The following is a 21,538-nucleotide window of genomic DNA, read 5'->3' as shown; positions in this document are numbered from 1 at the left end:
TTTCGAAATAAAACAATACTTATTTAGCCACATTTAGCTTTTTTATTTTTAAAAAAACAAAAAGACCGGTTTAAAACCGGCCTTCTATTTTTAATTTTATCTTTTAATAATCCTAGTTGAATCAGAAACAGATACCGTTGTTGTTTCTCCTGTATCTAAGCTCAAAACTATATTATCAATATTAACTTCCGTAATTGTTCCCGATAACATTGTTTTATTTCCCGCATTACTATCTATTGGAGCATTCCCTGATGAAACATCTCCTGTTGGAGCCCCACCTGTTGGAGGTGTCCCCGATGAAGGTTGATTATTGGTTCTTCCGTTTTGACAACTATCCTTACTATCACATGCCATTATCATTGAAGCAACATATAAACCATTGTTTTTTTCTGCAACAACTGAAACCCAATTACCAACAGACAAAGAATCTAAAGTAACTTCTTCTATATTTTGCATTTGAGGATTAAAATTATTATCTTGTTTAGACTTAAAGAAAAATAATCCTCCCCCAATTACTAATACGATTATTATTAAAATTATTAAAATATACTGTTTTTTCATTTTTTTATTTATACTTATTATTCATATCTTAATGCTTCTATTGGATTCAATTTAGAAGCTCTTTGGGCTGGATAATATCCAAACACAATTCCTATCCCTGCTGATACAAAAAATGATAAAAGAACTGACTGGATACTGACAACTGTCGCTGTGCTCCCAAACTTAGAAACCAAGTAGGAAGCTACTAATCCTAAAATTATTCCAACGATGCCTCCAATAAAAGTCAAGGAAATTGATTCTATTAAAAACTGACTATTAATATCCTTACCTCTAGCACCTAATGATTTTCTTAAACCTATCTCTCTTGTTCTTTCGGTTACAGTAGTCAACATCATATTCATGATTCCAATGCCTCCGACCAATAGGGATATTCCAGCAATAGCACCCAATAATAAAGTTAATGTTCCAGATATTGAAGACATGGTACTCATAATATCAGCTTGATTAGCAATGCTAAAATCTGCTGAATCAATACTATCTATCTTGTGTCTAGTTAATAATAAATTTTGAATATCTGTCTCGGCAGTATCCATATATTTAGCCTCAGAAACCTCGACGTTAATACTAGAGACTGAATTATTTCCAGTAAAATAATGTTTAGCTACAGTTATGGGAATATATATTAAATCATCAGCACTATTCATCCCTGAAGTTCCTTTCGATGTCGTCACTCCGATAACGGTGAATTCTATTCCATCTATCTTTATCTTTAATCCGGTTGGATCAACATTTTCTCCAAAAAGAGTATCCCTCGTTGTCGGTCCTAAAACGGCAACCTTGGCAACATTTGTTATTTGTGTTTCATTAAAAAAACTTCCAACAGCTATTTCTAAACTTTTAACAGTTTGATATGTACTATCTATTCCGTAAATACTTGTATTAGTGTTGTTTCCTTTATATATCACTTGCTTTCTAGAAGAAATAACTGAGGCAACAGCTTTTAAATTATTAATTTCACTTTTAATTGCTTCTGCGTCGGATAAGGTTAAAGTACTCGCTGAACCAGAACTACCCCTCACCATTGAACCGTAACTTTTTGAAGATCCAGGGGAAACTACTAAAAGATTAGAACCTAAAGATTGAATACTACTTTCAATGCTAGCGGTCGAACCTTGTCCAATCGCAACCATGGTAATGACCGAAGCGATACCAATAACAATTCCTAGAATAGTTAATCCTGACCTAGATTTATTAGATGAAAGGGAAATATATACTTCTTCGATTAAATCAGTAAATACCATATTATTTATTCTTTAATAATGTTGATTTATCAGCTTCTCCATCAGCGATTATCACTCCATCTTTTAATTCAATAACTCTATCAGCATGGTCAGCTACATATCTCTCGTGAGTAATCAAAACAATTGTATGTCCATACTCTCTGTTTAATTTTTGAAATGTTTCAAGCACTATGTCTCCAGTTTTAGAATCGAGATTTCCGGTTGGCTCATCAGCCAAAATTAAATCTGGATTATTTACTAAAGCTCTTGCAATAGCTACTCTTTGCATTTGCCCTCCAGATAATTGACTTGATAAATGATGCCATCTATCTTTATCTAATCCCGCCGAAAGTAATGCTTTCTCAGCTTTTGCTTTTCTGCCTTCCTTTTTAATACTACTATCGTAAATTAAAGGAAGTATGACATTTCGAAGTACAGTAGTTCTTGATAAAAGATTAAATGATTGAAAAACAAATCCAATTCTTTGAGATCTAATCTTGGCCAATTCATCATCAGATAAATTAAGCATATCTTTGCCGTTTAAAAAATATTTTCCGGATGTTGGCCTGTCTAGTGTTCCTAAAATATGCATTAAGGTTGATTTACCAGAGCCAGAAGGACCAATAATAGCAACGAACTCCCCTTTTTTTATTTCAAAGGAAACTCCTTTTAAAACAGCTGTTTCTGTATCGACCGTCTTATATGTTTTTACAATATTATCACATTTAATCATATCTATCTTGTTAGCATCATCATATCACTACCACCTCCTGGTCCTCCCTGATTAGTGGTGGTAGTTGTTTTGGTGGTAGTTGTTTTAGTTCCGCTACCACTATTGGTACTTGTAACAACCTTGTCACCCTCTGATAATCCACTCTTAATTTCAATCGTAGCGTCGTCAGTTAAACCAGTCTCAACAATTTTTCTTTCTATTTTTCCGCTACTATTCATAACCTGAACATAACTTTTTCCTCCTACTGTTTTGACTGCGGCACTTGGAACAGTTAAAACATCAGAAACAGAATCAATAATAATATTTGCCGATATACTCATTCCTGGTTTTATACTTTCGTTATCCGTACCAAATGATATTTGAACACCATAACTAACAACTCCTTGACTCACTGTTCCCACAGCATCAACCTCAGCAACCTCTCCTTGAATAGTTACACCGTCAAGAGCATCAAAGGTAATATCTACTTTTTGTCCAACTTTAACTTTAGCAATATCAACTTCATTTAAGGTAATAGTTGCTATCTTTTCTTGAGTAATAATTGAACCCATTATTGTCCCTGAATTTGCAGTATCACCCTTGTCAACATTGACAGTAGAGATAGTTCCACTAAAAGGAGCTGTAATAGTATATTTTGCTAATGTATTTTTAGCCTCAGACAAATTTTGTTCTTTTTCCTCTACGGCTAATTTTTGAGTTCTAATCTCTAAATCAGTTGCTCCTTCTTTTACTTTTTCCAAAGATAGTTCTTTTACTTTGATTGATCTTTCAGCACTAATAATACTATTTTTGCTGTCTTCAATGGTGCTCTTGGCGGAAAGAAGGCTCGAAATATGACTATTGACCTTACTTGAATAACCACTTAAAGATGAAATATTCGCTGTAGCAACCGAACTATATGACTGTTGTTTTTCTGACATAATATATTTATAATATTCAATAAAATCAGTAGAACTCTTTATTGACTCAGCAATAGCTTTAGTGGCATCGTAAGTTTGCGTAATTAAAGATTCTATAGTTTCTTTATCAGAATAATGACTGGTTGTTTTATAAATAGATAGAACTTCATCGTATTTTTTCTTTGCTATTATGTATTTATCATATACATCATCCCTATATTGAGTTACATTTCCTTCGTAATAATTAATGGCAGTCGTATAATAATCTATATTTTGTTGACAACCATTAGAACTTGCAGTTGTAGAAAACAAAACACTATAAATTCCAGTCACTATTGATGGTAAATCAAGAAATGCGTTAGACACATCTGTAAAACCATCGTCATATGATTTTTCTAAATTACTTTCGGTTTTAGTTTTTGATTCTTGAGCATCGGTTAGAGCATTTTCCGCCTGAATAAGAGTTAATTCATCGACTGGCTCTTGCATCTCTTCTAAAGCCAACTCCGCACTCTCCAAAGCAATCTCGGCACTTTTAACATTTTGTTGACCATCGGTACTATTTATTCTAAAAAGAACATCTCCTTTGGTAACCTTTTCTCCTCCAATAACATAGACACCTGTAATATTTCCTGAAACTTCAGCAGTCAAATCAACATCTTTTAATGAAGAGACTTGTCCTGTTCCAGAGACAGAAACACTAATGTTTCCTTTTTTAACTGATTGGGTTACGTAGCTAATAGTAGTTTTGTGGGGTAAAAAATAGTTAACAACAAATGGTGATGATACGATAACAACCAAAATAAACACCGATAGGATCTTGTGGCCCAGTGCAAAAGTTTTAATTTTTGAAAAAAGATTTATAGTGTTTGAAATAATGTTTTTGATCTTTGCCATGTTTTAATTTATTATTCTATACTATTTATTACCTAGGCCACTAACCTTTTATTTCAATTAAAAAACCGCCCAAAGGCGGTTTATTATTAATGGCATTCCTTAAAGCAGTCTGGACCTTTGTTTAATTCAAAACACTGTCTAATGCATTCTCTTTCTACTTCATTAAAATATAATAAATCTGGAGGAATAGACTTAGTATTTTTATTATCAAAGTCTTTGAATTTAAAATCAATTCCTCTATTTATCGCTGGCATATCTTCTTTATTCACTATCTTTATCTTCGTGGCTGTAAAATTAAATTCGCCTCCATTCCCAACAGTAATAATAAATTGTCCTTTTTCAATTTCAGGAATATCTTCTACGTTCTTCGTTTCAACTCTTCTTAATCCTTGAGGAGTTTGAATAATTAAATAACCATCTCCTTCTTCAAAAATAATACCGGCTATTCCATTATTACGCACATCGGTTAATGGCTTTAAAAATGTTCTTACTGGTTCATTTCCCATTCTAGCCTGTTTTTCAATACTTTGACCTAAATTAGTATAAGTTAAAAATCCACCAAAAATCATAATTAAAACTACCATTCCAACAGCTAAATAACCAAATGGCCTCTTATATGAAACATCACTTCTGGTCAATAAATATCCCGAAAGAATAATCAACAAAATAAAGACTATCACCAATAAATAAGGAAACGATTCTAAAAAAGCAAATATCCCAAACTTTCCGAAACTTAAATATTTAAGGTTGTCTGTTTCCTTAAGATAGAAAAAAATCAAATTAAAGAAAAGAATAGACAAAAGCACGCTTAAAGTAAAGGCCGTTCCTAGTCCTAATTTCTCAGCTAAAAATATATACTTTGATTTAAGCTTGACTTGACCAGACTTAATCTTTCCCATTATTGAATTTTCTAACTTTTCATCTTGCATGTTTTTTATTTATTTCTTCTAACTTGTCTTTTATTGAATTCTTCCCTCTCATAATTAGTGTTCCAACGGTATTTTTTGGAATTCTCAAAATATCACTAATTTCATCATATGACATATTCTCAAAATAAAACAATACGATGGGCTCTTTATACTTAATATTCATATCATTAAGAACTTTTTCTACGTCCTTCTTTAAAAACATTCTATCTGCTTCTCCGCCAACATCAACTTTCTCGTCTATAAGCTTATACTCCACATCGTCTAAAGAAATTCTTCCGTTTCTTCGTTTCTTCAGGTAATTAATTGCTTCGTTGTGAGCTATCCTATATATCCATGAAGAAAACTTCTTATTTATATCAAAACCATATAAATTCTTGTATACCTTAATAAAGACGACCTGAAGAATATCCTCCATGTCGTCTCGATCACTTAAAAATTTAAGCAAATAGTGAGATAATTTCTTTTCGTAGCGCCTGATAATTTCCCTATATAGGTCCTTTTCACCATTAAGAATTGCACTAACTATTTGTTCGTCGGTTAATTGATCCATGGTTTATACATTCATAATACCATATATTAATACAACTCCAAGTGATGATATATTTCTTAATGCTCGGGAGGTGGAACAAACTTGGAACCTTTTTGCGTTTAAGCTCTTAGCATTTAGAGATATGTATTATCTTGGGATATTCCCAATTAACATTATCGATTACAATATCAGCCACCTCTATAGGAGGGTATTCTTCTAAATATTTCTTTTGAGCTGGCAGGTATTTCTCATCATACTTTTTGATAATTTCCTCTCCAAAAATTGGTACATCTCTGACTACTGCCCTATTCTTGCTTTCTTCAAAAGGAATATCTATAAAAATTTTATAATCAATATAAGGAGACAATTCTTCTCTAAATAAAAAGACTCCCTCAAAGATAACTATCGTGTCTTTGTCAAAAGAAAAATCTTTCTCAGTTTCATATTCATCGGTATGCAAATTCAATAACGTTAATTTTATAGAAAAATTACTATTTTTACTAATAGGCATTAATAGCTTTTCAACGATTGTCTTAATATCAAAACCCTTATTGTAATAATTATCTACTTGATTGTCTCCCGATGACCTTATCGCTTTGGGGTTGTGAAAATCATCCAAATTAATTACCTGGACTTTGAATTCTTTAGAAATTAAAAACTGGCAGAATGCTTCGGCGAACTCTGTTTTGCCGGATGTGTCGATTCCGCTTATCCCCACCACAAAGGACTTGTTCCCGTTCTTTCTTTTATTAATCTCTTTTAATATCGTTTCGAATATCGGTTTTTTTCTGTCAAAAATGGTTAATAAATCGGTAAATTTACTTATGGTCAAATCCGCCTTTTGAGCCTCTTCTTTATTGTAGCCGTACAGCGCTCCAACAGAAATAATACTATTCTCTTTTGCCGCCTCTATATCATGAATTCTATCTCCGACAACAGCGGCATTTAATTCTGCAAATCTTGTCCTGATTTTCTTAATTAATTCGGCCTTCGTTAAATTATTCTCTTCCATACACTCCGTATAATCAAAAAACTTTCCGATATTTAAAAACGAGACGACCTCTTTGAAATAATTGGCAGATGCGTTTGAATATAGCACTATCTTATATCCTCTTTCTTTAAGCGTTTGCAAGGTTTTTGCAACATCAGGAAATACCTCTCCGTATTCTAAAATCGTGGAATGGCGATACATTCTCACTTTTTCCGTCAATTCTTCCCATTTTAAATCTTTGTCCGGTGGCAGAATAGACTTATATGCCTCTTCCGATGTTTTTCCTATATATCCCCTTACCTTTTCTTCAATATTATCAAGATTCAAGCCAAGCTCGGAAAAGGCTCTTTTTACAGCCTCAATCTCTGGTTTTATAGTTTGAAAGATGGTTCCATCAAAATCAAATATTAATAATTCTACCTCATTTAAATTAATCATGGTTCTATTATAAAAGATATATTTAAATAAAGCAAAAACCGACAAGAGTCGGTCTTAATTTTGCTCGGGAGGTGGAACGAACTTGGAACCTTTTTAGGCCAAGAATTTTCAATATTAATAAATCTTAAACAAAAAATTTAAAACCCTCAATTAATAAGCTAATAGCAAAATACGCAAGAATCAATGAAAAAATCTTAAAAACAATTGGAATAACCCTTTCTTTAGTTAAAAAGTTTCTAAAACGAGAAAAAATGAACGTCCAAGACACTGTTGCAATAATCCATCCTAATTCAAATAATAACAAGAATAGAATATGACCCTGAGGAATTTGTTCTTTTAATAAGAAAGCTTGAGGAACACATATGGTAATCCAGAAAATCCAAAATGAACCATTTAATATTGTTAAAATGAGTATCTTCCAAAAAGAGAATATCTCTCCCTCCCCTTCGCCAATTTTATTTATCTTCCAAACTTGCAGAGCAAGATAAAACAACATGATAGCTCCGGCAAATGAAATTGCATAGAAAATAGATTGAGGAATGCTAAAAGAAAAGAACAAAGTTAATATAAATATTGCCACTATTGATTCGGCAATAAAAGCTCTTAAAATTACCAATAAACTTTTAGCAAAGCCTCTTCTTATTGATTCAGTAAAAGCAGCTGCCATTATTGGCCCTGGAACAGAACCTCCAATAATGCCTAGAATTAAGACACTAAAAATTTGTATTATTAATTCCATGTTTTGATTATATCACAAAACAAAAAAGTAACAAAAGTTCCAAAGCCATATCACGGTATTATAAAAAGCCTTATAAATAAAGGCTTCCTAAATTTGCTCGGGAGATGGAACGAACTTGGAACCTTTTTAATTAGTAATCAGATGAAAATTGACCAGGAAATACCTGAGATAAAGCTCCCCCTGCCTTCACTATTGATAAATTATCGACAAAACTAAACCTTAAAGGATAATTCTCTTTAAGATATTTTGGGTTAGTCACATAAATTCGGATTGTTTCAGCAAAATCTTCGGTAGTAATCGTTTCTTTATTGCTGCCATATAATTTTATATGATTATTAACGTATTCGCTGACAGCCTTATTTTCTTCTTTAATTAGGCTTTGATATTCTTCTAAATTAATTTGCTTTTCGTATTTATGAGCAATTTCATGAGCAATAGTTCCTAAAACATATAAAATGTTTTGTTTGTCTTCTGATTCAATTTTTAAGCTTTTAATGTGGTCGAGAATGGATGGATTATCAAATTCAAAATTACCTAAACGTATAGTTTCTTTATAATTATCCCCTCCAACTTTAGCTCTGATTTTATATATATGTTTAAGCTTCTCAAAGCTATCAACTCCTTCCAATTCCATTTCTTCTTTTAAGTATGAATCTCTATCTTTTGCGGTTTCGATAAAAGAATTTTTATTATAATAATAATTTTGGCTCTTTAGTATTCGACTTATCCCATTATTTTTAAGAAAATCCTTAGGAAAAGTATTGTTCAAAAAATCTTTAATAAAATTAGCTGACATCGGCGGGATATCTTTTGAATTTTCAAAACCCCTAATTACAATTCCAGAAGTTATTAATTCCTTAGCTTCGCTCAAATTCTCAATTTTATTCTCTGTTATTATCCCATCAATCTCGTTTTTAATGTCTTTAGGATCTTTATTGGTGATACTAACTATTTCGTCAATTGTTTTATTAAAACTACTTTCAATATCTAAATTCAATTTGTTTAAAATTTCTAGCTCTTGACTACTAGTTAAGCCTATATCCTTTAAGCAAAGCAGTTGATTTCTATTATTAAATTTTCTTTGGATAGAATCTTCTGGATAAATTACAGCATTGTAATTATTTTTTTCTATTACCTTTTTAGCTATTTCATCAGCCTTTTCTTTAGAAGAACCATTGTCTTGAAGTTTAGTACTAATTTCTTCTTCTGCAACAGAAGAGCTTTCGATAATATCAATTCCATCGTCACTCTTACTTTGATCTAAATTTTCTTCATTTGGCCCTGATTCTGGATTAAACATTTTTAGTAATTTATCAATATTAAAATCATTATATCATAACCAAAAACCGACTGGAAGTCGGTCTTAATTTTGCTCGGTAAGTGGGACGAACTTGGAACTTTTTTGACGAAAAATATGTTTTTAATAAAAAATTAGGCGCAGTTATCAACCACGCCTCCGTTTTCCTTTGGACCTTTGTAGCCCACGATACTTTTCTGCCTTACAGGTTCATTCTCAAAGCGGATAAAAGCCGCTCTGAGGCCGAAACCACCAAGATCGATACCGGGCATAGTATCATCGCTTTCAAGGTACTCATTAATGATACCCAGTTCGTCGGACCATACTTTAAAAGACTGGATTCCCTCTCTTGCGTTATTAATAACCAATTCGTCATTAATAACCTTAATGCTGGCCAGTCCCTTTGCCAGATTGCCTGGAAGATTCCTTATGAAGAAATCTTCTTCGGTATAGCAATTGGATCGGAGATCAAAGCCAATGATGGCATTTTCTGAATCTCTTACAGCTTGAAATTCCATTTCTCCCAACCTCCTTGGGTATGATTTTTATACAATACAAAAAATTAAATGTCAAACAAGTTCCAAAGCCCTATCACGGTTATAATAAAAAGCCTTATGAATAAAGGCTTTTTAAATTTGCTCGGGTGATAGGATTCGAACCTTAGGCTTTATTAAATATAATATAAGGAAAACCAGCTTATTCAGCTGGCTTTTCCATTCTTTCACCACCAAGTCCCGGCCCAAAACCTTTTCCGTTTTTAAGCATGTCGACTTGCCTTGTTTTTATCTTATCAAACTCTTCTTGGGTTGTTGCGTTAATTTTGTCTATTTGCTGTTGTTTCCAAGTTGCAAGATCCATGGCTTCCCATTTAGCTAGCTCTGTAGCTCTTTGGGTTTCCATTTCAGTTTGCTTTGTTTGGATTTGATTTTTTTGCTCATCAGTCAACGTTATTCCAAATCTGTTTTGAAGTTCCTGAATCTTGTTTGAAATACTAGTTGAATCAGATGCAAATGCATTTATCACTCCAAACCCAGAAACAATTAAGGCTGAAACTGCTGACAACAATAAAAGTTGTCGTTTATTCATATATTGTTATTTATATTTATTATTATTTTTAGAGGTCCTCTAAATATAAATACAACTTCTAGCCTTTTTTATTTCGTTTAGATAAATGTTAGTGCTTCTCCCTTTCTCTTTCCTCTCCCAGTTCTTCCTATTCTGTGAACGTAATCATCGTAAGTTGCAGGAATATCATAATTAATAACGTGACTAACATTATCAATATCTAGTCCTCTAGCTGCGACATCGGTTGCAACTAAAATCTTCACTATCCCTGTTTTAAAGAAATCGACAGCTCTTTTTCTTTTTGATTGATTTTTATCTCCATGTATTGATTCAGCCTTAAATCCTCTTTGAACTAAAGACTTAGAAAGTTTTTCTACTCCATGTTTCGTCTTTCCAAAAACAAGCACTCTAGTAAATTCTTTTTTACCTAAAAGATCACAAAGAACATCTAGCTTCTTAGCTGGATCTCCAACCTTAACAATATCTTGATTAACATTGGTTGAAGATTCTTTTGTTTTAACTGAAACTTTTTCTGGATTTCTTAAAAATTGTCTAGATAGTTTTTCTATTTCATCAGGAATAGTTGCTGAAAAAAGTAAGGACTGTTTCTGTTCTGGCATCTGAGCCATTAAAAATCTCATATCTTCAACAAAACCCATATCAAGCATTCTATCTGCTTCATCTAAAACTATTGTTTGGAAGGTAGCCATATTTAATGCTTTTCTTTGGACTAAATCTTTAATTCTTCCTGGGGTTCCAATAATAAAGTCATTGTTCATTTTTGCCTTTCTTAATTGATCCCTTACACTTGTTCCTCCGATACAAAGCATCGAGAATAAATGCATTCCAATCGTAAATTCTCTAAATTCCTTCTCTATTTGAAAAGCTAGTTCTCTTGTCGGAACAATAATAATTGTTTTATTCCTTCTATTTAATAACGTTTTATTAATCGCTGGAATTAAAAAAGCAGCTGTCTTTCCTGTTCCAGTATTAGCAATACCAACCACATCTCTTCCTTTTAAGATCAAAGGAATAATTTTGTCTTGAATTGGAGTCGGATCACTATATCCCTTACGGACAATGCTACTTTTTAATCTATTGTCTATTTCAAAATCAATAAACTTGTTTTCTGGTTTATAAGCGATATCTTCTTCGGCTGGCATTACTTTCTGAATAAATTTAGAAATATCTATCCTTGTAGCCGAAAATCCTCTCTTTTTCTGAGAAAAACCTTCTTTTCTAAATCTGGAACGATCTCCAAATTTTCTATTATTACTATTAAATCTTCTTTTTTGCATATTATTAAAAAAACGAATTCTCCTTAGTACAGAGAACCCGCTTTACGTATCTCAATATCTATTAATAATATAACTATATTATATTTTAACTATTTTGTCAATGATTTACTCCGGACAAACCTTACTTAACTCAATCAAATCAACATCTGTTATGGTGTCACTTTTTCCAATATTATAAGCATACATAATGTCTTCTGGGTTATCTATGTGATTTATTCCTAAAGCATGACCCAATTCATGAGCTAAAACCCTTACTAGCTTTTCTCTATTTTCGAATTGATAAATATTTATCACTTTGGAATCAAGACCAGAAATATAGTTGCCCTGTTCAAATTCCTGATCAGAAGATTGAACAATATTGTTATATTTTTCAATGTTTAAATTTAAATTACTAGCTAATATATTCAATTGGCTAGCTAACTGATTTATTTTTGAAACCTCAACATTAATTTCACTTTGCTTATTTTTAATAATTATCGCTGAGCTCTCTAGTTCCTGCCTTTCTTGATTCAACTGATTGTATTCATTTTGACTTCCATTTTTTTTATTCCATAAACCAACTCTACTCTCATAAATTGAAGATTTTTGATTGTATGAAGAAATCAAACTATTTAATTCTTGATTATCTTTGTTGTATTGAGATATTAATGATTCGTATTGTGATTTAAGTGATAAATAATAATTATTATCTTTACTTAAACTGCTGTCTAAATTACTAATTTTTGAAGTCGACTCTTGCCTAGAATCATAGATAAGATTAATTTTCATCTCTCCGTCTGAAGAATACTCAAAAAGATTTCTGCCAGAAGCCTTTTCCCAGATGTCTTCAGCCTCCTTAATTGCCGACTCAAATTCTTTTTCGGTAATATTAAATTCTGTATCAAATTGACCAATTGAATATGTAATCGGCGTAGGACAAGGATTAATTTTATCTAATATATTTTTATATGCCTTAATTATGTCGCTCTGAAACAAAAAAATATATGATAATATCAATAAAACAAAAAATATTGGAATTATTTTTTCACTTTTCATTATCTTACAATTTTCAATGGCATATACCATCCTTGAGGTTTTTGACAAAGAGGACATTTCTCGGGAGCACTATTTCCTTTATGAATATATCCACAATTTAAACATTTCCATTCAACCTCTTCGTCTCTTTTAAACATCTTTCCTGTTTCTAGCAAATTAGCCAATATATCATATCTTTCAGCATGCTTCCCTTCTACTTCCTGTATTTTTTCAAACAAAGTAGCTATTTCTTCTTCATTTTCTTCATGAGCTATTTTAGCAAATTCAGGGTACATTGTTCCAAATTCGTACTTTTCTCCGTTAGCAGCATTCTTTAGATTCTCTAATGTAGTTGATAAAGGATGAATATCGTAAGTATTATTCATTTCCACTGTTTCATTAATCTTTTCTAGTTCCTCTTTAGCGTGAGCTCTTTCATTGTCAGCTGTTTCTTCAAAAACCTTAGCTACCCAAACCAAATTTTCTTTCATGGCAATCTCTGCAAAATATGTATATTTATTTCTAGCCATTGATTCTCCTGCAATAGCTTTTAACAAATTTTCAAATGTTTTTTTCATATTATTATGTATTATTAATATATTATAATTATATCAAATAACACTACAAACAAAAAGGGTAATATATACCCCCTATTATGTAAATCGCGCTATTGTTTATCATCAAACTTAATATCTATATGACTTCCATCACAAAAAGGTTTGTTGCAAGACTTTCCACAACGACAAATTGTTTGTCTATTTCTAGTTTCATACATTGAACCATCAGAAGATTCTATTTTAATCTCTCCCTTGATCCACAAAGGTCCACTTACTTTCGCTGGAATATCTTCAGTAACACTAATTGAGGGAATAAATTCTGGCTCAATTGGTTTGCCTGTTTTTTTATCAATTGCGGTCAATCTTCCAGAAGGACAATTACAAGCCTCTTCAATAGCAGTCTTCTTTGCTTCAGGATCATTAGATTTCATTGTTAAGTCCCAGGTTCCTCCTTGTCGATGACAAAATCTAGCTCGGGAACACAAACTAGGCGCATCTATTAAGTCCATTCCTGGACCAAAATTTTTCTCAGCCTGCTTTTCATAACTTTCTTTGCTTGCCGTTTCTGTTCCATCAAATTTTACTTTTTGATGGGTATGGTCACAAAAAGGTTTATTTCTTGATTTTCCACAACGACAAAGATAATATTCTCCCTTTGTCAAATACTTTTCTTCTTTCTTCCAATTTAAAGGATCATTGTTCTCGTCGGGAACAACAAATTCTTTCTCTAACGGTATATTACTAGGAACGCAGTATGGACCATTCTTTTCTATTTTTATTTTATTATTATTTTCCATATTTATTTAAATTATATTTAATTAAAAATTTCATTTAATAATTCTTTAACTCCTATTTTCTTCTTAGCTGAATAAGGAATAATCTTATGATTTCCAATAAGTTCTTTTATGGTTTTGAACTGTTCTTCATATCTTGTCTTTTTTATCTTATCTATCTTATTCGCCACAACAATAATATCTTTTCTATAATCTTCTAGAGCATAAAGCATTTCTAAGTCATCTTTAGTCGGACCAACGTTAGCATCAATTATTAAGACAATCTTTTTTTGTTCATAGTTAGAAACAAAAAAATACCAATTAACCATGTCTTTAAGAACATTTTTTAGTTTGTCTGGAACTTTAGCATAGCCATATCCTGGCAAATCAACAAAATACAAAGAATCGTTAATTAAAAATAAATTAATCTTTTGCGTACGCCCAGGAAAAGAACTAGTTGTTGCTAAATTATTTTGATTAACTAAAGAATTAATAACACTAGATTTGCCTGAGTTTGAACGACCAATAAAAGCGACTTGAGGAGTGTTGCTCTCAAGAGAACTATCACTGCCAAGGACACCTTTTATAAATTTAGCTGATTCTATGTTCATATATAATGTTGGGAGCAAAAATAGATACTTTAAATTAAGTATCTATTTATATTACTTAATTGCAAATAACTAAACTATTTCTTCTTGTTTTTCTTTGGCTTTTTTACCTCTTTTTTCCTAGAGTTGTTTCCTTTTGCCATAACTTTATATTAATTATTATATATAAAGTATATCATTGTATTTATTTTTAGACAATCAAAAACCGACTTTAGAATCGGTTTTTGATATTTTATTTCTTTGTTTTCTTCTTTTTGGCGATAAGCTTACTAGCTATAATCTTTTTAGATTTCTGTGGTCTCTCTTTCTTCTTTTCTGACACCACCTCTTTCTTTTCAATAATTACATCTTTTCTTTCTTCTTTTGTTGGAACAACTGGAATTAATAATTTTATAATTCTATCAAGTTTAGTATTCAACATTTCAAACTGTTCTTTGTATTGATTGACAGCAACATTAACACTTTTACTAACAGAACTTCCTTCCTTATTAAAACACTCATTACAGTAAACTGGTTTTTCTCCGGTTGGCCTAAAAGGCAACTCAAATCTTTTTCCACAGGTATCACAAATTGCACTAAACATTGGTCTGTCTTGTCTAGATTTATCACGTCCTCCTCTTCCAGAACGACTATCAGATCTTGAACTTCCTCCATGACTTGTAAAGCATTGACTGCAATAAACTGGCTTATCTCCAGTTGGTTTAAAAGGAACTTCGCATCTCTTACCACAGTCACTACAAGTAGCTTCAAACATTTCAGGTCTTTCTCTGTCTCCTCTATCTCTATTGCCAAATCCCCTTCTTTCGCCAGAATCTCTCCTTTTGAAATCTCTTTCTCTAGGGCCATTATCTCTTCTATCATGATCAAATATCTTGTTAAAATTTGCCATATGTTTTATATATATTAATCTGTGAGGATATTATAGGCTATATATAGATATAAAGCAAACAGAGATTATTTTATGCCTCAGAGCTGTGGATTGTTTATTATTGAAATTATAATTTAAATAGTATAATTATTTCTGTAATTAAATTATGTAAAATATGAATCCAAAGATTATTGTGACCATCGGACCGAAGTCAGAAGACTATGAAACACTTAAAAATATGGCTAAGGCTGGCATGAACATTGCTAGGCTAAATTTTTCTCATGCAACACACAATCAATGGGAAAAAGTAAGAACCTCTCTGATTAATATTAAAAAAGAAACAGGAATTGAGGTAAAAATGATGATGGATCTTCAGGGTCCACGTATTCGTGTTGGTAATTTTTCTGAACAAATAGAAATGAACAAGGATGAAACTTATACTTTCTTTTATGGCAAAACCAATATCAAACATAAAGAGATACCAATTGACCATCTCGACCTTTTCAATGATGTTAAGATTGGAGAACCTTTTTATCTAGCTAATGGATTAATTAAATTAGAAATAACTGCAATTAAAAACAAAAAAATATTTGCAAAGGTTGTTCGTGGGGGAATTTTACTTCAAAGAAAAGGAATAAATATTCCTGAAACGCATCTTTCTAGTAACGTCTTAACCGATAAAGATATTGAAGACGCTAAGTTCGGAATAGCTAATGGTGCTGACTATATTTGCCTTTCTTTTGTACAAACAGAAAATGATTTAAAAAAATTAAGAGAGATTACAGAAAAAAGATCATTAATTATTGCCAAAATAGAAAGAGCAACCGCCTTAAGAAATTTGGATGGCATTATCAAAAACTCAGATGGTATTATGGTTGCTAGAGGTGATTTAGGAATCGAAGTACCAATTGAAGAATTACCAATAATACAAAAAGAATTAATAAGACAAGCTCACTGGTACCAAAAACCAGCAATTGTAGCGACAGAAATGTTAACCTCAATGATGACTCTTCCCAATCCTACTCGTGCAGAAGTTTCTGATATTGCCAATGCCATCTTTGATGGCGCTGATTCTGTTATGCTTTCCGATGAAACTGCTTCAGGAAATTATCCTCTAGAGGCGGTTAGAATTATGAAAAAAATAGCTAAAAGAGCTGATGACTATTTTAATAGCACTAATTATTTAGAATAAGCCTAATCTTCTAAATCCAATATTTTATCAATACGAATTTTGCTTATAAAATCTGGTACGTGACTTACAATAATCATTGCTCCATCATATTTATTTAATGCTTCAGCAATAATAGGAATATGGCGAAAGTTTATATGATTGGTTGGCTCGTCTAAGATAAGAAGACCAGGTTCCTGCAAAACAAGCCTAGTAAAAGCAACTAAGCCTTTTTGACCTTCTGATAAGTCTCCAATTTTAGTACTCATTATGTCCCCAGTAATAAGAAAACCTGCGGCCACCTTTCTCATTGCTTCTTCAGAATACTTCTCCGAAACCCTTGAAAGTGACTTATAAACCGTATCTTCGAAATTCAAAGTTGAAAAATCTTGACGATAGTATCCAATATTTACATCGGAAGCAATCTTTGTCCCCTCGGCTTCATTTTTTGCAATAGCTTCAAGAAGGGTGCTTTTGCCAATGCCATTCGGCCCCTTGAGCAAAAGATGCTCATTTCTTCTGAGTTCCACATTTGCCTTCTTTTGTACTGACTTATGATTCTTTACAATTTTAAAAGCAGAAATATGAACAATCTCTCCTTTAATATCTTTTTGCGAAGGAATAGTAAAAGAGCGAATCGTTTTATCTTCTCTCCTTATCTCAACTATTTGTTCTTCTGCTGCTCCTGCTTTTTCTCTCATTTTCTTGGCAACAAAACGAAGATTACCTCCTTTGTTAGCAAAAAAATTAGCCTTATCTTTATTTTCTTGAATTTCTTTTTTTAATTGAGCATTCTTTCTGTTTTCCTTTTCCTGACGAAGAATAATTTGCTCTCTTACATCAAAATAGTTTCCAGTATACTGTTCTATTTTTCTGGTAAAAACATCTAAATACAAAACTCCATCAGTAAAACTATTTAAAAATTCTGCATCGTGTGAAATCACTATGCAAGTTTTCTCGTATCCAATTAAAAATTGCGTAAGATGCTCTATCCCCGCTTTATCTAAATTATTCGTTGGTTCGTCTAATAAAAGTAAATCTGGATTTTGAATAAGAGCTGAAGCAAGAAGAAGTCTAGCTTGTTGTCCACCAGAAAAAGATTTAATAATTTTGTCATGAGAAGCTTCAAAATTAACTGCCTCCAAAGCTTCATCTATTTTAGGATCAATGTCGTAAACTTTTTTTGAAAAACACTTTGATAAAGATTTTTCAAAAAATTGTCTAACTGTCAAATCAAGCTCATCTCGTGGAATAACTTGTCGAGAAACAGCAATAGAAAGACCATTTGCAATATTTATCATTCCGTCTTCTGGTGAAATATCTTTAGTAATCAATCCAAATATAGTACTCTTGCCAGCTCCATTCTGTCCCATAATGGTTGTTTTTGTGCCCCTTCGAATAGAAAAATCAACTTCTTCTAGAAGAGGCCTATTATCTAAATATTCAAATGATACTTTCTTAAAACTAAGAATTGTTTCGTCTACTTTGGGCATATTATTGAGAATACTTCATTTTAAGAAAAATAGAAAGAGCCTGGACTTTAATATAACTCAAGAAGTGCCATTGTTAACGTACCATCAAAGCAAAACCAATCGAATTAATCAAAATTTCAATAAAGAGGATAAGTTATAACTACTCTAAACCGAATCAGTAAGCGAGGCGAACTTGGACTTCTTTAGTTCTAAATTTGAGATAAAAATATCAAATTAAACAAATAACCGGTAAAAACGATACCCAAGCCAACAATTATAGCATAGATAATAACAAGTTTAGTTTTCATTATTTTTTTAAGAATTATGAATTCTGGTAAAGATAGCGCCGTAACAGCCATCATAAAAGACAAAGCCGTTCCCATTGCTACCCCTTTTTCTGTTAAGGCTCCAATCAAAGGAATTATTCCCGCAGCATTAGAATAGAGAGGAATACCAATAAGGGTTGCCAATGGAACAGCAAACCAATTATCGCTTCCCGCATACTTTGCCAAAAAATCGGTTGGAACATATCCATGAATCCACGCTCCGATTCCAATACCCAATAAAACATACATCCAAATATTTTTAATTAAAGCCAAGGTATAATTATTTGCATAATTCAACCTTTCCTTAAAGCTCTTTTCTTTTATTTCTGTTTTTTCGCAACCGCACCGATTTTGTTCTTTAGAATTTACGATTAAGCTTTCTACTTTTAATCTTTCAATGACTATTCCTGAAAAAATAGCTATTAATAATCCACTGATAATATATATAGCCGCTATTTTAAATCCGAACATTCCCCATAACATAATCAGGGCAACTTCATTGATCATCGGAGAAGCTACTAAAAAAGAAAAGGTTGCGCCCAGTGGCACTCCGGCCTCGCTAAATCCTAAAAACAACGGCACTGCTGAACAAGAACAGAAAGGAGTAATAATCCCCAATAAAGAAGCTAAAATATTGCCTAAATATTTATTCTTCTTAGCCAAATATAGTCTTACTTTTTCTGGAGTAAAGTAGGTCCTAATAAAAGAAACTATAAAAATTATTACAGCTAATAGTATTAGTATTTTAATTGAATCGTAAATAAAAAAATTAGTTGCCGAATAGAGTTGAGTTGAGGAATCAAGCTTAGACGTCAATAAATCAGTAAATATTTTTACAGGGTAAAATATATCCATTGGGCTATTATATCACAAACAAAAAACCGACAAAAGTCGGTTTCTATCAGGGCTCGGTAAGTGGAACGAACTTGGAACATTTTTACTATTTATTAGTTAATTTTTTAATAACGAACACGATAATTGTTATTAATAAATCGGCAAGAATTAATACACACAATAACATTACATCTGCTTCTCTGGCACCAGCACCACGTTCAAATAATGAAATTATCGTTATAATAATTGAGTAAATGACTATTCTTATTAATGACCATTTTATAATGCCTTTATTTTTTGTTTCACTTACAATTAACCAAATAGCTCCAAAAAATAAAGAAAAAATAATACTTAGAGGTATTATTGGATAAACACTAAGAAAAGCATAAAAATTGTATGAATTAACGCTGCAGATAATAAGGGTTAAAAATGACAACAAAGATATCCACCCACTTAATTTAGCAATTTTATTTTTAGTTTCCATATTTTGATATTATTATATCACAAACAAAAAACCGACAAAAGTCGGTTTCACAAGAGCTCCCGTGTACGGTCTTGAACTATTTCTAGCCAATAACTGTAAGGATTAATTAGTTTATATTTTTATTTTGGTACACTGGCGGACGGTCGGAAGATTAATCTTTTATTATTCCCAATAAACCAAGTGACTTAATCCTCTTAAGAGCATTTTTATAGGCAACATCATCATTAGTAATTAATTTTAAATAATCGTCAACTATCTTTTCTAACTCTTCAACAAAGTTTTCTAAATTTATTATAATCTTATTAGATTTTTTATATTTCTTAAGATGTTCGATTGGTTTATTATCTTTAAAAACATAAGATCCTCCTTCGGAATAATCATGAACTAATTTACATCTTAAATCTTCATAAAAATTCCGAGAATCATATTGTGGTAAAAACTTATCAACAAAAGATCTGTAATTTTTTCCAGTCGAACAATTACCATAATAAAATGTAGCTAAACAATCCATCAAACAACTTCCCAAAATAATTGACCCCATCTTTGATTTGCCAATCATAGCTCTTTTTACATCTCCAAGAGCCATTTCTTTAATGCTTAAAGTAATTCTTTTGATAATTTCTTGCTTTGACATATTTAAAAAATTAATAATAAAATAACAATAAACAAAAAAAGGGCTACAATTATCATTAATTTTTTAATAGAAAGTAAGATATCAATCGTCTCAAATACTCGAGACTCAACGCCTTTTATTCTATTATAAATATCTAAACCATCCCAATCTTCTTGTGGATAAATTATTGCTGATAATTTTCCTAAGTCTTCCATGATAATTTCTAAAAGTTCTTTTTCTGTAAATTCTTTTTCTGTTTCTGGATTTATCATATTTTTATAAATTAAAACACCTTAAAAGGTGCCATTAATTGGTTATTTGATTATTGATTATTTGACCATTTTCGGTCTCTCGATAAAGTTTCATATGGCTCCCCATCGTAAACAAGTTCAGAACTATTAATTGGAACGAGATTAAGATGGATTTAGAATTAATGTCTTCTCTTCTTTCTTTTTAACCTCTTCTTTTTAGTTGCATTGTTTTTAGGCTTTCTTTGCTCTTTCAAGAATTGTAACCTATTGTAACGTTCTGTTTCTGGAATATAATCGTGTTCTACCATTGATGGGATACGAAAAGACATAACCGTATTCCCATTTTTATTAGTTATAGAAAAATCACCCAACGTAATTACATCCATACCGACAAGAATATCAACCCCCTGAAGTTTTCCCTCTGTTACCTCAAGTCCACTTATTAAAACATTGCCTGGCAACAAAAAATCTACAAAATAAGTATTTGTTGTCATATTTCCGTTAGCAGTACCGACTTGTTTTTGACCAATCGGCTTTAATCCCAAAGCATTAACAATCTTTTCCGTTATGACAGAACCAGTCGCTCCAGTATCCCAGACTCCATTGAACTTGTCTTTAATGTCTTGAATATTTCCCGACGTAGATGTTAGACGAACACCTATTTCAGACATAATGCCTCTAAGTCTTCCCTGACTACTACGTACAGTAAGTGCGTTAGATTGGTTCATATAGAAACACGAGAATAAAAAGTTTGAGTATAGTTTTCCTTTCCTTTTTCGACAAATTGGATAAGAAATGTTCCTAATTCGTGTTCTTCTTTAGTTTTCTCGTATGCTTCAAGTTGCGAGTCGTAACTTCCAATTACGGTCTTATTTTTAAGTACAATAAACTTGCCTTCGTATTTTTCAACAAAATTATTTTGGTTTTTTATATAGTATTCAAACTCTTCTTTTAGTATTTTTGAGTCCATAGAG

The 21,538-nt window shown here is 31.8% G+C and carries 25 protein-coding genes; 1 reads left to right on the top strand and 24 read right to left on the bottom strand.

Features of this window, described 5'->3' with window-relative positions; genetic code table 11:
• Window positions 1-96: 96 nt before the first annotated feature.
• The 17 genes from PLD14_01825 to PLD14_01745 form a co-directional block, all read right to left on the bottom strand.
• The gene (locus PLD14_01825) at window positions 97-561 is read right to left on the bottom strand and encodes a hypothetical protein (GenBank protein ID HPR79938.1); all 465 of its coding nucleotides are present in this window, start codon (window positions 559-561) and stop codon (window positions 97-99) included.
• Window positions 562-578: 17 nt separating this feature from the next.
• Window positions 579-1,802, bottom strand: a complete 1,224-nt coding sequence (locus PLD14_01820) for an ABC transporter permease (protein ID HPR79937.1) — start codon at window positions 1,800-1,802, stop codon at window positions 579-581.
• 1 nt (window position 1,803) lies between these two features.
• Window positions 1,804-2,514 (bottom strand): ABC transporter ATP-binding protein, encoded by a 711-nt coding sequence (locus PLD14_01815; GenBank protein ID HPR79936.1) that lies wholly within the window; start codon window positions 2,512-2,514, stop codon window positions 1,804-1,806.
• A gap of 2 nt (window positions 2,515-2,516) precedes the next feature.
• Window positions 2,517-4,310, bottom strand: coding sequence for an efflux RND transporter periplasmic adaptor subunit (locus PLD14_01810; GenBank protein ID HPR79935.1), 1,794 nt, complete (start codon window positions 4,308-4,310; stop codon window positions 2,517-2,519).
• Between the two features lie 86 nt (window positions 4,311-4,396).
• Window positions 4,397-5,239, bottom strand: a complete 843-nt coding sequence (locus tag PLD14_01805; GenBank protein HPR79934.1) for a hypothetical protein — start codon at window positions 5,237-5,239, stop codon at window positions 4,397-4,399.
• Entirely contained in the window at window positions 5,229-5,789 is a 561-nt protein-coding gene (locus tag PLD14_01800; protein ID HPR79933.1) for an RNA polymerase sigma factor, read from the bottom strand. Before PLD14_01800 ends, PLD14_01805 begins: the two co-directional genes overlap by 11 nt.
• 106 nt (window positions 5,790-5,895) lie before the next feature.
• On the bottom strand, window positions 5,896-7,197 hold the full coding sequence (locus PLD14_01795; protein ID HPR79932.1) for an HAD hydrolase-like protein: 1,302 nt from the start codon (window positions 7,195-7,197) through the stop codon (window positions 5,896-5,898).
• Between the two features lie 124 nt (window positions 7,198-7,321).
• Window positions 7,322-7,936 carry a LysE family transporter gene (locus PLD14_01790; protein HPR79931.1) on the bottom strand — a complete coding sequence of 205 codons (615 nt, stop codon included), beginning with the start codon at window positions 7,934-7,936 and terminating at the stop codon, window positions 7,322-7,324.
• A 130-nt stretch (window positions 7,937-8,066) separates the two neighbouring features.
• Window positions 8,067-9,236 (bottom strand): hypothetical protein, encoded by a 1,170-nt coding sequence (locus PLD14_01785; GenBank protein HPR79930.1) that lies wholly within the window; start codon window positions 9,234-9,236, stop codon window positions 8,067-8,069.
• Between the two features lie 131 nt (window positions 9,237-9,367).
• Entirely contained in the window at window positions 9,368-9,751 is a 384-nt protein-coding gene (locus PLD14_01780) for a hypothetical protein (GenBank protein HPR79929.1), read from the bottom strand.
• 178 nt (window positions 9,752-9,929) lie between these two features.
• Window positions 9,930-10,319 (bottom strand): hypothetical protein, encoded by a 390-nt coding sequence (locus tag PLD14_01775; protein ID HPR79928.1) that lies wholly within the window; start codon window positions 10,317-10,319, stop codon window positions 9,930-9,932.
• A gap of 77 nt (window positions 10,320-10,396) precedes the next feature.
• Window positions 10,397-11,596: a DEAD/DEAH box helicase gene (locus PLD14_01770; protein HPR79927.1), complete on the bottom strand. Its 1,200-nt coding sequence runs from the start codon at window positions 11,594-11,596 to the stop codon at window positions 10,397-10,399.
• Between the two features lie 105 nt (window positions 11,597-11,701).
• Window positions 11,702-12,631, bottom strand: a complete 930-nt coding sequence (locus PLD14_01765) for a matrixin family metalloprotease (protein ID HPR79926.1) — start codon at window positions 12,629-12,631, stop codon at window positions 11,702-11,704.
• The gene (locus PLD14_01760; protein ID HPR79925.1) at window positions 12,631-13,188 is read right to left on the bottom strand and encodes a ferritin family protein; all 558 of its coding nucleotides are present in this window, start codon (window positions 13,186-13,188) and stop codon (window positions 12,631-12,633) included. Before PLD14_01760 ends, PLD14_01765 begins: the two co-directional genes overlap by 1 nt.
• 89 nt (window positions 13,189-13,277) lie before the next feature.
• Window positions 13,278-13,964, bottom strand: coding sequence for a CDGSH iron-sulfur domain-containing protein (locus tag PLD14_01755; protein ID HPR79924.1), 687 nt, complete (start codon window positions 13,962-13,964; stop codon window positions 13,278-13,280).
• Window positions 13,965-13,981: 17 nt separating this feature from the next.
• Window positions 13,982-14,551, bottom strand: coding sequence for a ribosome biogenesis GTP-binding protein YihA/YsxC (gene yihA / locus PLD14_01750; protein ID HPR79923.1), 570 nt, complete (start codon window positions 14,549-14,551; stop codon window positions 13,982-13,984).
• A gap of 229 nt (window positions 14,552-14,780) precedes the next feature.
• Window positions 14,781-15,437, bottom strand: coding sequence for a hypothetical protein (locus PLD14_01745; GenBank protein ID HPR79922.1), 657 nt, complete (start codon window positions 15,435-15,437; stop codon window positions 14,781-14,783).
• Between the two features lie 154 nt (window positions 15,438-15,591).
• On the opposite strand from PLD14_01745, the gene pyk reads away from it, so the two are divergent.
• Complete coding sequence (gene pyk, locus PLD14_01740; protein HPR79921.1) at window positions 15,592-16,608, top strand: pyruvate kinase; 1,017 nt, start codon at window positions 15,592-15,594, stop codon at window positions 16,606-16,608.
• A gap of 2 nt (window positions 16,609-16,610) precedes the next feature.
• On the opposite strand, the gene PLD14_01735 is transcribed toward pyk, so the two are convergent.
• The 7 genes from PLD14_01735 to PLD14_01705 form a co-directional block, all read right to left on the bottom strand.
• Entirely contained in the window at window positions 16,611-18,077 is a 1,467-nt protein-coding gene (locus tag PLD14_01735; GenBank protein ID HPR79920.1) for an ATP-binding cassette domain-containing protein, read from the bottom strand.
• Window positions 18,078-18,265: 188 nt separating this feature from the next.
• A complete protein-coding gene (locus PLD14_01730; protein ID HPR79919.1) occupies window positions 18,266-19,237 on the bottom strand; it encodes a permease in 972 nt (323 codons plus the stop codon).
• 85 nt (window positions 19,238-19,322) lie between these two features.
• Window positions 19,323-19,700: a hypothetical protein gene (locus PLD14_01725; GenBank protein HPR79918.1), complete on the bottom strand. Its 378-nt coding sequence runs from the start codon at window positions 19,698-19,700 to the stop codon at window positions 19,323-19,325.
• A 151-nt stretch (window positions 19,701-19,851) separates the two neighbouring features.
• Window positions 19,852-20,334, bottom strand: a complete 483-nt coding sequence (locus PLD14_01720) for a hypothetical protein (GenBank protein ID HPR79917.1) — start codon at window positions 20,332-20,334, stop codon at window positions 19,852-19,854.
• Between the two features lie 2 nt (window positions 20,335-20,336).
• The gene (locus PLD14_01715; GenBank protein ID HPR79916.1) at window positions 20,337-20,585 is read right to left on the bottom strand and encodes a hypothetical protein; all 249 of its coding nucleotides are present in this window, start codon (window positions 20,583-20,585) and stop codon (window positions 20,337-20,339) included.
• 158 nt (window positions 20,586-20,743) lie between these two features.
• On the bottom strand, window positions 20,744-21,292 hold the full coding sequence (locus PLD14_01710; protein HPR79915.1) for a retropepsin-like aspartic protease: 549 nt from the start codon (window positions 21,290-21,292) through the stop codon (window positions 20,744-20,746).
• Window positions 21,289-21,534, bottom strand: a complete 246-nt coding sequence (locus PLD14_01705; GenBank protein HPR79914.1) for a DUF5678 domain-containing protein — start codon at window positions 21,532-21,534, stop codon at window positions 21,289-21,291. The genes PLD14_01710 and PLD14_01705 overlap by 4 nt, the downstream gene beginning before the upstream one ends.
• Between the last annotated feature and the right edge of the window lie 4 nt (window positions 21,535-21,538).

This window comes from Candidatus Pacearchaeota archaeon (assembly GCA_035404185.1).
GTDB lineage: Bacteria > Patescibacteriota > Minisyncoccia > Minisyncoccales > Minisyncoccaceae > UBA2211.
Note: the sequence above shows the minus strand (reverse complement) of the source record. Positions and strands in the feature narration are given on the sequence as shown.

What these genes read in the sequence shown, in the direction of transcription:
- PLD14_01825 (HPR79938.1), bottom strand. Translation starts at nt 561, where the DNA reads ATGAAAAAACAGTATATTTTAATAATTTTAATAATAATCGTATTAGTA.
- PLD14_01820 (HPR79937.1), bottom strand. Translation starts at nt 1,802, where the DNA reads ATGGTATTTACTGATTTAATCGAAGAAGTATATATTTCCCTTTCATCT.
- PLD14_01815 (HPR79936.1), bottom strand. Translation starts at nt 2,514, where the DNA reads ATGATTAAATGTGATAATATTGTAAAAACATATAAGACGGTCGATACA.
- PLD14_01810 (HPR79935.1), bottom strand. Translation starts at nt 4,310, where the DNA reads ATGGCAAAGATCAAAAACATTATTTCAAACACTATAAATCTTTTTTCA.
- PLD14_01805 (HPR79934.1), bottom strand. Translation starts at nt 5,239, where the DNA reads ATGCAAGATGAAAAGTTAGAAAATTCAATAATGGGAAAGATTAAGTCT.
- PLD14_01800 (HPR79933.1), bottom strand. Translation starts at nt 5,789, where the DNA reads ATGGATCAATTAACCGACGAACAAATAGTTAGTGCAATTCTTAATGGT.
- PLD14_01795 (HPR79932.1), bottom strand. Translation starts at nt 7,197, where the DNA reads ATGATTAATTTAAATGAGGTAGAATTATTAATATTTGATTTTGATGGA.
- PLD14_01790 (HPR79931.1), bottom strand. Translation starts at nt 7,936, where the DNA reads ATGGAATTAATAATACAAATTTTTAGTGTCTTAATTCTAGGCATTATT.
- PLD14_01785 (HPR79930.1), bottom strand. Translation starts at nt 9,236, where the DNA reads ATGTTTAATCCAGAATCAGGGCCAAATGAAGAAAATTTAGATCAAAGT.
- PLD14_01780 (HPR79929.1), bottom strand. Translation starts at nt 9,751, where the DNA reads ATGGAATTTCAAGCTGTAAGAGATTCAGAAAATGCCATCATTGGCTTT.
- PLD14_01775 (HPR79928.1), bottom strand. Translation starts at nt 10,319, where the DNA reads ATGAATAAACGACAACTTTTATTGTTGTCAGCAGTTTCAGCCTTAATT.
- PLD14_01770 (HPR79927.1), bottom strand. Translation starts at nt 11,596, where the DNA reads ATGCAAAAAAGAAGATTTAATAGTAATAATAGAAAATTTGGAGATCGT.
- PLD14_01765 (HPR79926.1), bottom strand. Translation starts at nt 12,631, where the DNA reads ATGAAAAGTGAAAAAATAATTCCAATATTTTTTGTTTTATTGATATTA.
- PLD14_01760 (HPR79925.1), bottom strand. Translation starts at nt 13,188, where the DNA reads ATGAAAAAAACATTTGAAAATTTGTTAAAAGCTATTGCAGGAGAATCA.
- PLD14_01755 (HPR79924.1), bottom strand. Translation starts at nt 13,964, where the DNA reads ATGGAAAATAATAATAAAATAAAAATAGAAAAGAATGGTCCATACTGC.
- yihA (HPR79923.1), bottom strand. Translation starts at nt 14,551, where the DNA reads ATGAACATAGAATCAGCTAAATTTATAAAAGGTGTCCTTGGCAGTGAT.
- PLD14_01745 (HPR79922.1), bottom strand. Translation starts at nt 15,437, where the DNA reads ATGGCAAATTTTAACAAGATATTTGATCATGATAGAAGAGATAATGGC.
- pyk (HPR79921.1), top strand. Translation starts at nt 15,592, where the DNA reads ATGAATCCAAAGATTATTGTGACCATCGGACCGAAGTCAGAAGACTAT.
- PLD14_01735 (HPR79920.1), bottom strand. Translation starts at nt 18,077, where the DNA reads ATGCCCAAAGTAGACGAAACAATTCTTAGTTTTAAGAAAGTATCATTT.
- PLD14_01730 (HPR79919.1), bottom strand. Translation starts at nt 19,237, where the DNA reads ATGGATATATTTTACCCTGTAAAAATATTTACTGATTTATTGACGTCT.
- PLD14_01725 (HPR79918.1), bottom strand. Translation starts at nt 19,700, where the DNA reads ATGGAAACTAAAAATAAAATTGCTAAATTAAGTGGGTGGATATCTTTG.
- PLD14_01720 (HPR79917.1), bottom strand. Translation starts at nt 20,334, where the DNA reads ATGTCAAAGCAAGAAATTATCAAAAGAATTACTTTAAGCATTAAAGAA.
- PLD14_01715 (HPR79916.1), bottom strand. Translation starts at nt 20,585, where the DNA reads ATGATAAATCCAGAAACAGAAAAAGAATTTACAGAAAAAGAACTTTTA.
- PLD14_01710 (HPR79915.1), bottom strand. Translation starts at nt 21,292, where the DNA reads ATGAACCAATCTAACGCACTTACTGTACGTAGTAGTCAGGGAAGACTT.
- PLD14_01705 (HPR79914.1), bottom strand. Translation starts at nt 21,534, where the DNA reads ATGGACTCAAAAATACTAAAAGAAGAGTTTGAATACTATATAAAAAAC.